General features: G+C 68.5%; 8 protein-coding genes. 5 read left to right on the forward strand and 3 right to left on the reverse strand.

The features are described from left to right. The first annotated feature begins 195 nt into the window (after positions 1-195). From BZF59_RS04345 to BZF59_RS04360, 4 genes are all read left to right on the forward strand, one after another. Positions 196-1,236 (forward strand): quinone-dependent dihydroorotate dehydrogenase, encoded by a 1,041-nt coding sequence (locus BZF59_RS04345; protein ID WP_086607014.1) that lies wholly within the window; start codon positions 196-198, stop codon positions 1,234-1,236. Positions 1,237-1,247: 11 nt separating this feature from the next. After that, positions 1,248-2,975: a gamma-glutamyltransferase gene (gene ggt / locus BZF59_RS04350; RefSeq protein WP_086607015.1), complete on the forward strand. Its 1,728-nt coding sequence runs from the start codon at positions 1,248-1,250 to the stop codon at positions 2,973-2,975. A 161-nt stretch (positions 2,976-3,136) separates the two neighbouring features. Further along, positions 3,137-4,936 (forward strand): AMP-dependent synthetase/ligase, encoded by a 1,800-nt coding sequence (locus BZF59_RS04355; RefSeq protein ID WP_086607085.1) that lies wholly within the window; start codon positions 3,137-3,139, stop codon positions 4,934-4,936. Between the two features lie 280 nt (positions 4,937-5,216). Beyond that, complete coding sequence (locus BZF59_RS04360; protein ID WP_086607016.1) at positions 5,217-5,417, forward strand: hypothetical protein; 201 nt, start codon at positions 5,217-5,219, stop codon at positions 5,415-5,417. A gap of 22 nt (positions 5,418-5,439) precedes the next feature. Here the strand turns inward: BZF59_RS04360 and BZF59_RS04365 are convergent, their stop codons facing one another. Next, on the reverse strand, positions 5,440-5,973 hold the full coding sequence (locus BZF59_RS04365; RefSeq protein ID WP_086607017.1) for a hypothetical protein: 534 nt from the start codon (positions 5,971-5,973) through the stop codon (positions 5,440-5,442). A gap of 185 nt (positions 5,974-6,158) precedes the next feature. Between BZF59_RS04365 and BZF59_RS04370 the strand changes: the two genes are divergently transcribed. Then, a complete protein-coding gene (locus tag BZF59_RS04370) occupies positions 6,159-10,301 on the forward strand; it encodes a hypothetical protein (RefSeq protein ID WP_086607018.1) in 4,143 nt (1,380 codons plus the stop codon). Here BZF59_RS04370 and BZF59_RS04375 read toward each other — a convergent pair. Both BZF59_RS04375 and BZF59_RS04380 read right to left on the reverse strand, forming a co-directional pair. Next, positions 10,288-13,152, reverse strand: a complete 2,865-nt coding sequence (locus BZF59_RS04375) for an adenylate/guanylate cyclase domain-containing protein (RefSeq protein WP_086607019.1) — start codon at positions 13,150-13,152, stop codon at positions 10,288-10,290. The genes BZF59_RS04370 and BZF59_RS04375 overlap by 14 nt on opposite strands. Then, positions 13,152-13,847, reverse strand: a complete 696-nt coding sequence (locus tag BZF59_RS04380) for a Crp/Fnr family transcriptional regulator (protein WP_158094270.1) — start codon at positions 13,845-13,847, stop codon at positions 13,152-13,154. The genes BZF59_RS04375 and BZF59_RS04380 overlap by 1 nt, the downstream gene beginning before the upstream one ends. Positions 13,848-13,908 lie beyond the last annotated feature (61 nt).

Here is a 13,908-nt window from a genome sequence, read left to right on the forward strand (position 1 = left end):
TCCGAGCCCTTCGGGTCGCAGGAGAGCCTATAGCCTGCGAATCGGCCGGGGGATTGTATGCAAGCGACACGCAATTCCCCTTATCGTGGGGGTGGCCTTCGTTAGTCTTTGTAAACTCACGGATTAGTGGCGCGGATGGGCCCGAAATGCCCGATTGTCTCGACATGACGCGCGCGCTGCCATAGGCGCTCGGCCATGCTGTTCCGCCTGATCAAACCCGCCCTGTTCGCGCTCGACTCGGAGACCGGGCACCGCCTTGCCCTGCGCTCGCTGGCGCTGCTGCCGCATCGCGCGCCGCCTGCTGCCGGGCCGCTGGCGGTGGAGGTGGCGGGGCTGACCTTTCCCAATCCGGTCGGCGTCGCTGCGGGGTTCGACAAGGATGCCGAGGTCCCCGACGCGCTGCTGGGGCTGGGCTTCGGCTTTACCGAAGTGGGCTCGATCACGCCGCTGCCGCAGGCCGGAAACCTGCGCCCGCGCCTGTTCAGACTGGTGGAAGATCAGGCGGTTATCAACCGCATGGGGTTCAACAATGGCGGGGCCGAGGCGGCATTGACGCGGCTGCGGGCGCGCGCCGGGCGACCGGGTATCGTCGCCGTCAACATCGGCGCCAACAAGGATTCCGCCGACCGCATCGCCGACTACGCGGTGATGGCGCGCAAGATGGCTCCACATTCGAGCTATCTCTGCGTCAACGTCTCCAGCCCCAACACGCCGGGCCTGCGCGCGCTTCAGGATGAGGGCGCGCTGACCGCCCTGATCGCCGCCGTGATCGCAGCGCGAAACGAGGCGGTCACCGATTCGCCGCCGCCGGTGTTTCTCAAGGTCGCGCCCGATCTCGAGCCTGCAGACATCGACGCCATCGCCCGGATCGCACTGGATCACGGGCTTGGCGCGCTGGTGGTGTCGAACACCACGATCAGCCGCCCGGCGCTGCGCTCGCACCATGCGGGCGAGACCGGCGGCCTCTCGGGCGCGCCCTTGCGCCAGCTGGCCACCCAGCGCCTGCGCGATTTCCGCAAGGCCACCGGGGGCGCAATACCGCTGGTCGGCGTCGGCGGGATCGCCACGGCGGAACACGCGTGGGAACGCATCCGCGCCGGAGCGAGCCTTGTGCAGCTCTATTCCGCGATGGTCTATGAAGGCCCCGGCCTCGGCGCTGCAATCGTGCGCGGGCTGGAGCGGCTGATGAAGCGCGACGGCTTTGCGAGCATTGCCGAAGCGGTGGGAAGCGAATAGCTAGCTTGGCGATGCGTTTCCTTCCTGCCCTCATCGCCCCGCTGGCGCTGGCCCTGTCGGGCTGTGTCACCCCCCAGACCTTAGCCCCCGCCGGGACCGTTGCAGCGCCGTCCGTCCCCGTCATGGCAGGCGCGGTCAGCGCGGCCGATCCGCGCGCGGCGGCGGCGGGTGAGGCGATTCTGGCGCAGGGGGGATCGGCGGTCGATGCCGCGATTGCGGTGATGCTGGCGCTCACCGTGGTCGAACCGCAAAGCTCCGGCATCGGCGGCGGCGGCTTCATGCTGCGTGCGGATGCTGAGAGCGGTGCGCTGGTCACCTATGACGGACGCGAGACCGCCCCTGCCGCCGCGACCCCGACCCGCTTTCTCGATGACGCGGGGAAGGTGCTCCCGCGCGAGACCCGCGTTTTCTCGGGCCTCAGCGTCGGCGTGCCGGGCAATCTCGCGCTCGCCGCCAAGGCCCATGCCGAACACGGGACGTTGCCGTGGGAAGCGCTGTTCCAGCCCGCCATCGCGCTCGCGCGGGATGGCTTCGTGATGAACCAGCGGCTGTACGAATCGCTCAAGGGCAACAAGGGCCGCGCCGATCTCGATATGGAAGCGAAGCGCGTGTTCTTCGGCCCGGACGGCGAGCCGCTGCCGCTGGGCACCGTCGTGCGCAATCCCGATCTCGCCGAATCGCTCACCGATCTGGCGCAGAACGGGCCGGGGGCGCTGTACGACCTCAACGCTGGCAGCCTCGCGCGCTGGGTGGCCGAACGCACGCCGAGTGACGGCAAGATGACCGAGGCCGACGTGCGCGGCTATACCGCCAAGGAGCGTCCGCCGGTCTGCGTGCGCTACCGCGTCTACAAGGTGTGCGGCATGGGCCCGCCGTCCTCTGGCGGGGTCGCGGTGGCGCAGATGCTCGTCCAGCTCGAACGCTTCGATCTTGCCGCGATGGGCCCGGATAGCCCGCAGTTCTGGCACCTGTTCATCGAAAGCCAGCGCCTCGCCTATGCCGACCGTGAGCTCTATTCGGGCGATGCCGATTTCGTCGAAGTGCCTGTCGTGGGCCTCGTCGACGCGGGCTACCTCGCCAGCCGGTCGGCGCTGATCTCGCCCGACACGCGGCTCGCCAAGGTCGAGGCCGGGGTGCCGCCGGGCGCACCGGTTGCCCGCGGGGACGGGCCGGAGGAGCCCGAGCACGGCACCACACACTTCGCGATTGTGGACGCGGGCGGGAACGCCGTCAGCTACACTTCGACCATCGAAGGCGCATTCGGGTCGGGGCTGTTCTTCGGCGGGTTCTATCTCAACAACGAACTTACCGACTTCACCTTGACGCCCGAGGCCGATGGCAAGCCGGTCGCCAACCGGGTCGAGGGGGGCAAGCGCCCGCGCTCGTCGATGGCGCCGACCATTATCTACGATGCTGAGGGCAAGATCGTGCTGGTGATCGGCGCGGCGGGCGGGCCTACGATCCCCGTCACCGTGGCCCGCGCGATCATCGGCGTGCTCGATTTCCGCATGGGCGCGCAGGATGCGCTCGCCATGCCCTTCGCGATGGCCTTCGGCGATACGCTGCTGATCGAGGAAGGCTCGTCTCTGGCGCAAATGCAGGATGCGCTGAAGGCGCTCGGCCACACCGGCATCCGCGTCGGACCTGCCCCGATCAAGGCCAATGCCGTGGGCCGCCGCGCCGACGGCACGTGGGAAGTCGCGACCGAGCCGCGGCTCGTCAGCGTCGTCACACCCTGAGCGCTTGCCGCTACGGCTGCGACCTTCTAATCTGCTGCCCAAACGCGGGTCGTGCCTGAACCTGCGACATATAACCTCGAAGGGATCAGGAGCCTTTGCCAGTGCATTCCCCCAGCCATGTCCACGCCCCCCGCGCGGTCGTAAACCCCGCTGATAACCAGCTGTTGCAGGACATCGACGGCGCGCAGAACCTGGTCGCGCTGTTCCTGAAGCGCGCTGACCAGAAGGGCGATGCGCCCTTCCTCGGCCACAAGACCGGCGGGCAGTGGGTGACGCAATCCTGGCGCTCGGCAGCGGAGCAGGTGTGCCTGATCGCCGAGGCGCTGCGGGCGATGGGGCTGGGCGATGGCGACCGGGTGGCGCTGGTCAGCGAGAACCGCCCCGAATGGTGCATCGCCGACCTCGCGATCATGGCCGCCGGGTGCATCACCGTGCCGACCTACACCACCAACACCCGCCGCGATCACGCGCACATCCTCGACAATTCGGGCGCGCGCGCGGTGTTCGTCTCGACCGAGAAGCTGCTCGCGCCGCTGGTGGGCGCGATCGGGCAGACCGGACTGGTCGAGCACGTCATCGGGATCGACGATCTGAAGCGCCAGCAATCGGGCAGCTTCGAATATCACCGCTGGGCGAGCCTCATCACCGGCGATGCCGCCGCAGCGCGCGCGGCAGTGGATGCGCGGATCGCACGGATCGAACGCTCGGACACCGCCTGCCTGATCTACACCAGTGGCACCGGCGGCGCGCCGCGCGGGGTGATGCAGCACCACGGCGCGATCCTGTGCAATGTCGCGGGCGCGGCCGAGGTGCTGATCGAGGATTTCGGGATCAAGGACGAGCGCTTCCTCTCCTTCCTCCCGCTCTCCCACGCCTACGAACATTCGGGCGGGCAATATCTGCCGATCGGGGTGGGCGCGGAAATCTTCTATTCCGAGGGGCTGGAAAAGCTCGCCTCGAACATCGAGGAAACCCGCCCCACCATCATGGTCGTCGTCCCGCGCCTGTTCGAAGTGCTGCGGACGCGGATCATGAAGCAGGTCGAAAAGCAGGGCAAGGCCGCCAGCTTCATGATGGACGCGGCGCTCCGCATCGCGGGGAACAGCAAGGACGGCAAGAAGCGCCTGCGTGACAAGCCGCTCGACTTCATCGTCGAAAAGGCCTTTCGTCCCAAGATTCGCGCCAAGTTCGGCGGGCGGATCAAGGCGATGGTGTCGGGCGGCGCGCCGCTCAACCCCGAGGTTGGCAATTTCTTCGATGCGGTCGGCCTCACCATGCTGCAAGGCTATGGCCAGACCGAGGCCGGGCCGGTGATCAGCTGCAACCGCCCCAAGGTCGGCCTCAAGATGGATACTGTCGGCCCGCCGCTGCGGGGTGTCGAAGTGCGGATTGCCGAGGACGGCGAGATCCTCGTGCGCGGCGAGCTGGTGATGCACGGCTACTGGCGCAACGAGGCCGAGACCGCGCGCACATTGCAGGACGGCTGGCTCCACACCGGCGATATCGGCCATTTCGACAGCAAGGGCCGGATCGTCATCACCGACCGCAAGAAGGACATGATCGTCAACGACAAGGGCGACAATATCGCCCCGCAGAAGGTCGAGGGGATGCTGACGCTCCAGCCCGAAATCGCGCAGGCGATGGTGAGCGGGGACAAGCGGCCCTACGTGGTCGGCCTGATCGTGCCCGACGCCGAATGGGCGGTGGAATGGGCCCGCGCCAATGGCGAGAAATTCGACCTCAAGGCCTTGCAGGAGCTCCCCGCCTTCAAGAACGCGGTGCGCGCCGCGGTCGACCGGACCAATGCCGACCTGTCGGTGATCGAGAAGGTCCGCCAGTTCGCCTTCGCGGACGAGGCTTTCACCATCGAGAACGAAGAAATGACGCCGTCGATGAAGATCAGGCGGCACAAGATCCGCGACCGGTATCAGGAACGGATCGACGGGCTTTATCGGGGGTAGGGGCATGCGCGCTTCCTGCGTAGTCGCCCTTGTTGCGCTTGCCTGTTGCACACCGCAGAATGCAAGTGAGCAGCCCGCTGCAAAGCCCCCAGAACTCGTCGACCTCCAACAGCTCGCCACGCTCGATTGTCAGTGTCGGCTGGCTGGCAAAGACGGCTCCAGACACGGCAGAGAATATGGCCGTCTCACGGAAACTCTGAGACGGGAAAGTAGCGCCACATCAAGCGCCCCGGTCAGCTACGAGAGCGAGTGTTTCCCTGCGCTTGGAGAAAGCGCCTGCGTGCTGACGCGCGGCTACATTCCGCCAAACTCTGAAGACTTCGTCTGCACCGAAGCGCAGGGGATTGAACTCGAGACGGTCTGGAAAGATGCCTATGATCGCCGCGCTTCGGAGAACGAGGCGGACAAGGCGATACTCCAGCGGCTCGGCAAGATACGTGACGAGGCTAAGACGTCTGTGCGCGAAGAAGACTGTGCCTAGCCTTTCGACGCCAACATTTTCGTCACCCCGGACTTGATCCGGGGTTGGGCTTTATCTTCAAGGCCAACGCCTTGATCTGGCCGAGCTGATAGTGCAGCGACCTCTGCGCCGCTTCGATATTGGCCAGAATTTCAAGCATCTCTATTCGCGTGTAGGTCTTCAGCGGGTACCGCGTTTCGGCCTTACCGTCGAAAGTTATGTGATTGACACTTATGCCATGTTCAGTGGCCCTGATTTCGGCATGCGCAAGAGGAGCGCGGGCTTCGTACACGCGATCCCACTCCTCAATCCGTTTTAGCGCCGCCTTGCCGTGCCCGCCGAACTCCTGTGCTGCGATGCACGTGCGCAGGGCCTTGAGACGGTTTCCGCCGAAGGGATTGAGCGCCTCTTTCCCGAGCGGCACTCCGGCACCCGAGAGAGTGCGCAAACAATCCGCCACCGAATGTTCGGCCCGCGCAAACACTTCGAGGCAACAACCCCTCCATGCGCAAACCGCGACGGACCAATCATCCAGCCCGAAGAAGCTGATCTTGCTGACATCGAAATGCACCGACATGGGCGTCGCATAAGATACAAGGCCTTAAGCCTTCGTCACTAAGCGGCGACCAACCCGCCCCTGACAAATGCATCAGGCCGCACCGGGCCTGTGGCATTTGCCACACTCTTGCGCCACCATCGGCTTCATGGTCCCATGCGGGATGGCGTCATGCCGCCTGTCGGGGATCGCCAAGGGGGGCATCGATGGAGCACGTGACTTCGAAACATATCGACGGGATCGCCGATCTCGTCGTGATCGCGCCGATCAAGGATGGCTTCATCAAGGCCTTCGAGACGATGAGCTACGCCTCGCGGCTCGATCTTGCCGCCAACGCGCTCAACAAGCTCCGGGTCGCGGCGCGCGAATATGAGCGGGTGATGCCCTTCAGCGACGTCACCGAGCGGATCCTCAGCCTGCTCGATTTCCGCGTCGGGGTGATCGACCGCGACCTGTTCGGGCTTGCGCGCGGCAATGACCAGACGCTGACGCTGACCCCGCGCCGCTACCTGTATCTCACCGCCACCTTCGAAGGCGGGTTCGAGCCATATATGCGCCAGATCTGGCGCCCGCTCGGCCCGTTTCTCGACCTGCTGTTCTGCAATTGCGAGGGCTATGTCACCGCCACCGAGCACGGGTTCGAGGAATATATCCAGTGGGTGCGCGACAACCAGATGGACAGCGCGATCTTCTACAACACCACCGGGCTGGGGGTGCGGGATCACAAATATCTGAGCGCGCTGGAACGGGCCGAACGCAGCGGGGCGGGGGACGTGGCGCGCGCCGGGCTGACGATGGCGCACCCCGAAGACGATGCGCTGCACACCCGCATGGCGCATCCGCGCAAGACCACCGAGCTTGCCTTCGAAGCGCTCAACGTGCTGCACAAGCTCGCCGATTTCTACCCGCCCGAATGGATGACCGGCCCCATCGGGGAGCCCGAGCGCGAAAATGAAGGCCACCGCCTGCTGCGGGTGACGCGCGACATTCTGCTGGGGTTCGATCCGGTGCTGGCCGGGATCGAGGCGGCGGCGGCGGCCGATCCGCAAGGGCCGGAGGCGCTGTTGCTCAGGGCCTATGCCGTGCCGCTCGACTGGTATCGCACCGGGCGGGCCTATGTCGATGCGCTGGATGCCGCGGCGCTCCCGCCGCCCGATCCGGCCTTCGACCGCAAGGAAGTGCAGGCCGGAATCCTGCGCGCCCACGGCACCCGCACCGCGCCTGCCGATCAGGGCGCGCTGATGCTGCTGAGCGTGCGCGACGCCGAGGGCGCGCGCGATTTCATCCGCACACTGATGCAGAGCGGCGTGCTGCGGTTTGAAGGCGATCCGCCGGGCGACCCCGCGGCGCTGGCGGGCAATATCGCCTTCACGCCGCAGGGACTCGTCGAGATGGGCATGGCGCCGGACACGCTCGACCGTTTCCCCAAGGAGTTCCGCGAAGGGCTGGCGCAGCGCAGCGGGCTGGTGGGCGACATGCGCGAGAACCATCCCCGCAACTGGATGCTGCCCGAACGCAACGGCCCCCCGCTGATGGGGCTGGTGCCCGATGATCTGCGCCTCCCGCCGGTACAGCTGGAAGAGGTCGACATCGTCCTCCAGCTGCGCGGGCAGGGTCCCGACCGCGCCGCCTTCCGCAGCGCGGCGCTGGCGCTGGTGCGGCAGGCGGGGGCGGCGGTGACGCTCGAGGCGGTCGACTGGCTCCACGCCAAGTTCGACGAGGAAGGGCGGTTCCGCGAACATTTCGGCTTCATGGACGGGATCAGCCAGCCACGCCCGCGCTTGCCCGATGCCCCCGGCTACGGCCTGCACCGCGACCGTGTGGCGCTTGGCGAGGTGCTGGCGGGCTATGGCAATGATCGCGGCGACGGCCCGCCCGATGAATTCCGCACCCTCGATGCCGAGGATCGCCCGCTGGATTACAACACCCATTGGCGCAGCCCGCACCGCAAGGAGGCGCTCGCCTTCCAGAAGAACGGCAGCTTTCTGGTGGTGCGCAAGATCGGCACCAATGTCGCCGCCTTCGACGCCTGGCTCGATGCGCACAAGCACGCCATCGCCGCCGCCACCGGCTGGACCGAGGTCGAGGCCCGCGCGCGGCTGAAGGCAGCGGTGATGGGGCGCGACGAGGCCGGCAGGCCGCTCGCCGACACGGTCTCGCCCGATCTCAACGATTTCGATTTCCGGGGCGATGCCGATGGCCTGCGCTGCCCCCATGCGGCCCATATCCGCCGCGCCAACCCGCGCCGCACCGAACGCGGGCTCGCCGCCCCGGTCGAGGTCCGCCGCGAGCATGACCGCCCGACCCCGCGCCTGCTGCGCCGGGGGATGCTGTTCGGCGAGGACACCGATGCCGCGCCCGGGATGATGTTCATGGCCTATGTTTCCAGCATTTCCGAACAATACGAGGTGATCCAGCGCTGGCTCAACGGCGGCAATCCGACCGATGTCGCTTCGGCCAACAACGACCCGCTGACCGGCGTGTGCCCGCGCGCCGGCGAAGGCGCGTTCCGCTTCGTGGCGCACCGTGCCGATGCCTCCGGGCGGCGCGAGCCGGTGGTGCTGAGCCTTCCGCTGCCCGTGCCCGATCAGCCGCAAGGCAGCCTGTCGGAGCCGGGCCGACACCCCTTCACGCCGCTCTATTGGGGGCTCTACACCTTCGCCCCGGCGCGTGCGGCGCTGACCGCGATGACCGAGGAATGGCAGGGCAGCTACCGCCCGCTCGGCCCGCTGCGCGGTGCGGACATCGGCGCGCCGCAGATCAGCCGGGTGATGCAGATCGCCAACGAGACGGTGCGCGGCGGGGAGTGGAAGCGGCTGCTCGACGATTTCCTGACCAAGGACCCGGCCGAAAACGGCATCAGCCCGCATGTCTGGGAAGCGATCCGCACCGCGGCGGGGGGCGTGGTGAATTGCCGCGCGCCGATGACCAAGGGGCCGAACAAGGCGCTGATGGCGTCAGCCCGCGCGCTGTCCGATCAGCCGGTCTGCACCGAGCAGTGGCGCAATCCTTCGTGGGATCACCAGAACGTGATCATCGCCGGGGGGATGCATCAGGTGATGCGGGTGCTGGCCGACTGGGACAATTTCACCAATGAGGAACAGCTGCGGCGGGTCAGCCCCAATGCCGGGCCGATCTATGTCACCCAGCAGCCCGATGATCGCTATATCTGCCTGTCCGGCACCCACGACTATCCCGGCCCCGACGGCACCACGAAGCAGCAGAAGCTGAATTACCACGCCGAATCCGCCGCCACCAACACCGCGCTCCTCGCTTATCCCGAGGCCGATGCCTTCCGCGCGGGCTATGCCGCCGGGCGCGCGGTGCTCGACCAGCGCAAGGCGGCGGCCCGCGCGCTGAAGCGCACCTCGTTCAAGCTCGAGATGCGGCGCGAATATCTCCAGCCCGCGCTCGCCGGGGTCTGGCAGCTGTGGTACGGCCTGCCCGACGAACAGGCGCTCCATGCCGGAAGCTGGTCGTGGAAGCGGATCGTCGAGACGGTGGCCGATTCCGCGACCGAGCGGTCCAAGGCGCTGTGTCCGGGGGACTTCATGGCGCCCTCGCGCGGGGCGGTGTTCCCGCGGCCCAATGCCTCGATCCGCGATTTCGCGCAGATGCACGGCACCGCGATCCTCAAGGCCGGGCGGATGTTCGTCGCCCGTCACCGCGCCGATCCGAGCCTGCCGCGCACCCCGCTGATCCAGACGCTGTTCGACAAGACCCCGGACGATGAAGTGCTGGCCCGCAATATCATCGGCAGCATGATCGGGGCGATCCCGCCGATGGAGGCGAACATGCGCAACGTGCTGTTCGAATGGCTCACCAGCGGGCGGTTGTGGCGGCATCAGGCGGCGCTGGTGCAGGCGCTGGCGGGGCGCTCACCCGAGACTTGCGCGGACGAGGCGCTTGCCGTGCTGGCGGTGCCGGTGGCGCAGGCGATGTGCATCCGCCCCGCGCCCGACGTGCTGTTCCGCACCGCCAAGCGCCCCGTCACCATCCGGCGCGATCCCGCCTGCGGAGAGCCCGACGTGACCGCCGAGGAAGGCGACATGGTGGTCGTCAGCCTCGCTTCGGCGAGCCAGGGCGCGCTCTGCGCCGATCCCACCGGTGCATCGGGGATCGACGTGATCTTCGGCGGGCGGCGGGCGAAGGGCTGGCAGGGCTACCGGCTGGGCGATGACGGCACGGTGCTGCCCGATCCCGACGCCAGCGACGAAGAGCCGGTCCACGCCTGCCCCGCGCAGGCGATGGCGATGGGCGGGATGAAGGGCATTCTCGCCGCGCTGCTGGAGGCCGGGACGATCCAGGCGCTCCCCGCATCGTTGATCCTGCGCATCAGCGACTGGTGAAGGCGGGCATGTCCATCTGCGCGAAGGCGGCAATGGCGGCCTCGCGCAGGCGGGCGGCTTCGTCGGCTTGGCCCTGCGCGGCGAGGAGATCGGCGGCGAGCATGTCGTTATGCGCGGCTTCACTCGCCGAGATCCTCAGCGCAGCGGCGCGGCGGGCAAAGCCAAGGTAGCGCGCGGCGCGCTTCTGGTCGCCAGCCGCCAGCGCCGCGCGCGCCATCGCCCGCCAGCCCATCGCCTCGCCCAGCCGGTCGCCCGCAATCCGCGCGCGAGAGATCACCTGCCCCATATATTCGCGCGCGCGGGGGATATCGCCGACCGCGACCATCGCCTCGGCCACCCAGCCGAACACCATCGAGACGTGCTGCAGGCTGTTGCTGCCGGTCAGGAACTCGCGCGCCACGGCCTCGAGCGCGGCGGCGTCCTGCGCCTCGCCGGTCAGCCGCCAGCGGGCATAGGCGGTCTGGGCGCGGGCGGTGCGGTTCTGCATCCGCGCGCGGCTGCGATGGCTGACCGCGATGACTGCGCCGGCCGCTTCCATCGCCGCTTCCCACGATCCTTGCGTGATCAGCGCGGCGGAGCGGTAGAGCAGGATGCTGGCGTTCATCGCGCTGGCGGGATCGGCGAGGACCCGGTCGGCCTCGGCAAACAGCGCTGCGGCGCGGGCGTGGTGGCCACTTTGCGCGTTGAGGAAGGCGAAGCCCGCATGGGCATAGGCAGCGACCTCGCGCTCGTTGCGGGTGCTGGCAGCGGCGAGGCGCGGCAGATCGGCCTCGAACTGCGCGGCGGCGGCGGCGACCTGGCCGCTGGCGAAGAGCGAATGCGCGCGCTTGGTGCGGATCAGCAGGATGTCGCTCTCGCGCCTGCTCGCCTCGGCCCGCGCCAGCGCGGCTTCGAGGTGCCGGACCGAGCGCTTCCCCAGCCCCACCCCATAGGCGATGAGCCCGAGCCAGTATTCGGCGCGCTGCATGTCGCGTGCCTGCCCATACACCGCCAGCACCTCACGCAGCCGTTCGAGCACCGCGAGCTGATCGGGCGCGGGATCGACGATGCAGGCGAGGCCGAACTTGTTGAGCAGCGCCCAGCCCGCCTCGCGCTGCGCCTCGGGCGTGGGCAGGCGGCCGAGCAGATCGAGCGCGGCGAGGTAATGCCCCTGCGCCCGGTCAAGCGCGCCCGCCGTCAGCGCGGCATCCCCCGCCGCGATCGCATAGGCGAGCCCCGTCGCCCCGCGCCCGGCGGCAACCGCGTGATAGGCCAGCGCATCGAGCAGCGCCTCGCGCCCGCGCGCCGCGCTCGCCGCCTCGAGCACCGCCAGCACTTCGGCATGGAGCAGCCGGCGCTCGTCACGGCCCAGTCCGGCATAGAGCGCATCGCGGGTCAGCCCGTGCTTGAAGCGATAGGTGCCCGGCGTATCGCCCGGAAACAGGAAATCGACCGCCTGCAAGCGTTCCAGCTGTGCGGAATCGAGCGGGGCGCCGTGGAGGCTCTCGATTAGCCAGCCGGGGACGATGTGCCCGATCACCGCCGCCAGCTTGAGCAGGTCGCGGTCGGCGCGCTCCAGCCGGTCGAAGCGCGATTGCACCGCCTGATCGAACCACGCCCCACGCGGATCGCGATCGGGCGCGGCGGTGCCGGTGGCGAAGGCGTGGCACAATTCCTCGATCAGCAGCGGCGACCCGCCCGAGGCGCGCTCGATCCGGTCGACCACGAAGGGATCGGGTGAGGCAAGCAGCGCCTCGATCGCCGCCAGCGTCGCGTCGCGGCCCAGCGGGGCGAGCGCCAACACCTCGGCCTCGCCGCTGTCGGGAAAGTCGAAGCCGCTCTCGCGCGAGGCGAGCACGCAGGCGAGCCGCGCGGGATCGGCATCGCGCAGCAGATCGGCGAGGAAATCGCGGCTGGCATCGTCGGCCCATTGCCAGTCGTCGATTACCAGCAGCACCTGCTGGCCCGTCAGCAGGGCGGCACGCACCGCTTCGGGCGTGTCTGCACAAAGCGGCTCGCCCGGCAGGCTGGCAGCGGCCTGGGCAAAGGCCTGCAAGGGGCGCGCGCTGAGATAGGCCTCGCAATAGCCCGGCGCGACGCTCCATCCGGCGGCGGCGGCATGGGCGGCGATGCGCGACAGAAAGCGGCTCTTGCCGATCCCCGCCGGGCCATGCAGCCCGAGCACCGCCGGGCGGCTGCGGCGCGCGGCGAGCCAGCGGGTGAAGCTCTCCCATTCCCCGTCGCGTCCCTGAAACGGGGTCAGCCCGGCCCGCGCGCGCGCCTCGAACCGCCGGGCGATGCCGCTGCGCCCGGTGACGGCGAGGCATTCGAGCGGCGTCTGGTGCCCCCGCGGATGGATCGCGCGGGCTTCGGCGACGGTGAAGAAATGCCGCTCGGCCCCCAGCGTCTCGGCGCTGACGAGGATTTCGCCCGGCGCGGCGGCATCGCACACGCGCGCCGCGACATTGGTGGCATCGCCCAGCACCTCGTACTTGCCGCGCACCAGATCGCCTTCGCGGATCAGCACCATCCCGGCGTGGATCCCGCTGTGCAGCTTGAGCGGCAGGTCGCTCGTCCCGAACACCGCCGCGATCGCCGCCATCGCGGCGTGCATGTCGAGCGCGGCCTCGGTGGCGCGGCGGCCCGCGTCCTCGTGGACATCGGGATAGCCGAACAGGCAGAGCATCCCGTCGCCATCGACCCGCAGGATATCGCCGCCATGCGCCGGGATCACCCGGTGCGCGATCGCGCGGATCTGCTCGATCACTTCGACGAACTGCTCCGGCTCCAGCCCGGCGGCGAGCGCCGTGGAGTTGGTCAGGTCGGAAAACAGGAGGGTGGCGAGACGCCGTTCCTGCCGGATGGCCTGCATCAGCGCGCCAGCCTTTCGTGCAGCGCCGCCAGCCCGGCGCGCGACACCACCACCAGCTTGCGCCCGGTTTGCACGACCAGCCCGTCGCGCGCCAGCTGACGCAATTCGCGCGTCACTGCCTCGCGGTGGGTGCCGATCCGGGCGGCGAGATCGGCATGGGTCGGCATCCGCGCGATTTCGGCGCGGTCATCGTCATGGCCCGTGGCGGCAGCGATCCGCAGCAGCTCGCTCACCAGCCGCGCGGCGACCGGCTGCGAGGCGAGCTCGACCGACTTGTCGGAAAGGTTGCGCACCCGCGACACCAGCTGCGCTGACATCCAGAAGCCCGCGCCCGGCACCTCGACCAGAAAGCTGCGGAACGCCGCCGCCGAGATCAGCACCAGCACCGCATCTTCGATGACGGTGACATTGGCCGAGCGTGGGCCCCCGTCGATCGCCGCCAGCTCACCGAACAGCCGCCCCGGCCCCATGTCGCGCAAGATCGTCTCACGCCCGTTGGCCGAGAACACCGAGATATTCACACGGCCCGATTCGATCAGATAGACATCGCTTGCCTCTGACCCTTGCGCGATCAGCATCTGACCTTTGCGCGCATGAATGCGCTTGCCCCGCGCGGCGAAAGCCTCTGCCAGCGCGGGCGGGAGGGTCTCTTCAGCGTCGAGCCCGGCGATGGCGACTTGTCTGATGGTTTCCATAAGGCGCCCCCGCACACCTGCCCTTCGCAAATGCACAAATGTGCGTTTCAGCACAAGACCC

The sequence above is a fragment of the Erythrobacter donghaensis genome, from assembly GCF_002155425.1.
In the GTDB taxonomy this organism is placed as follows: Bacteria; Pseudomonadota; Alphaproteobacteria; order Sphingomonadales; family Sphingomonadaceae; genus Erythrobacter; species Erythrobacter donghaensis.

What these genes read in the sequence shown, in the direction of transcription:
- BZF59_RS04345 (WP_086607014.1), top strand. Translation starts at nt 196, where the DNA reads ATGCTGTTCCGCCTGATCAAACCCGCCCTGTTCGCGCTCGACTCGGAG.
- ggt (WP_086607015.1), top strand. Translation starts at nt 1,248, where the DNA reads ATGCGTTTCCTTCCTGCCCTCATCGCCCCGCTGGCGCTGGCCCTGTCG.
- BZF59_RS04365 (WP_086607017.1), bottom strand. Translation starts at nt 5,973, where the DNA reads ATGTCGGTGCATTTCGATGTCAGCAAGATCAGCTTCTTCGGGCTGGAT.
- BZF59_RS04370 (WP_086607018.1), top strand. Translation starts at nt 6,159, where the DNA reads ATGGAGCACGTGACTTCGAAACATATCGACGGGATCGCCGATCTCGTC.
- BZF59_RS04375 (WP_086607019.1), bottom strand. Translation starts at nt 13,152, where the DNA reads ATGCAGGCCATCCGGCAGGAACGGCGTCTCGCCACCCTCCTGTTTTCC.
- BZF59_RS04380 (WP_158094270.1), bottom strand. Translation starts at nt 13,847, where the DNA reads ATGGAAACCATCAGACAAGTCGCCATCGCCGGGCTCGACGCTGAAGAG.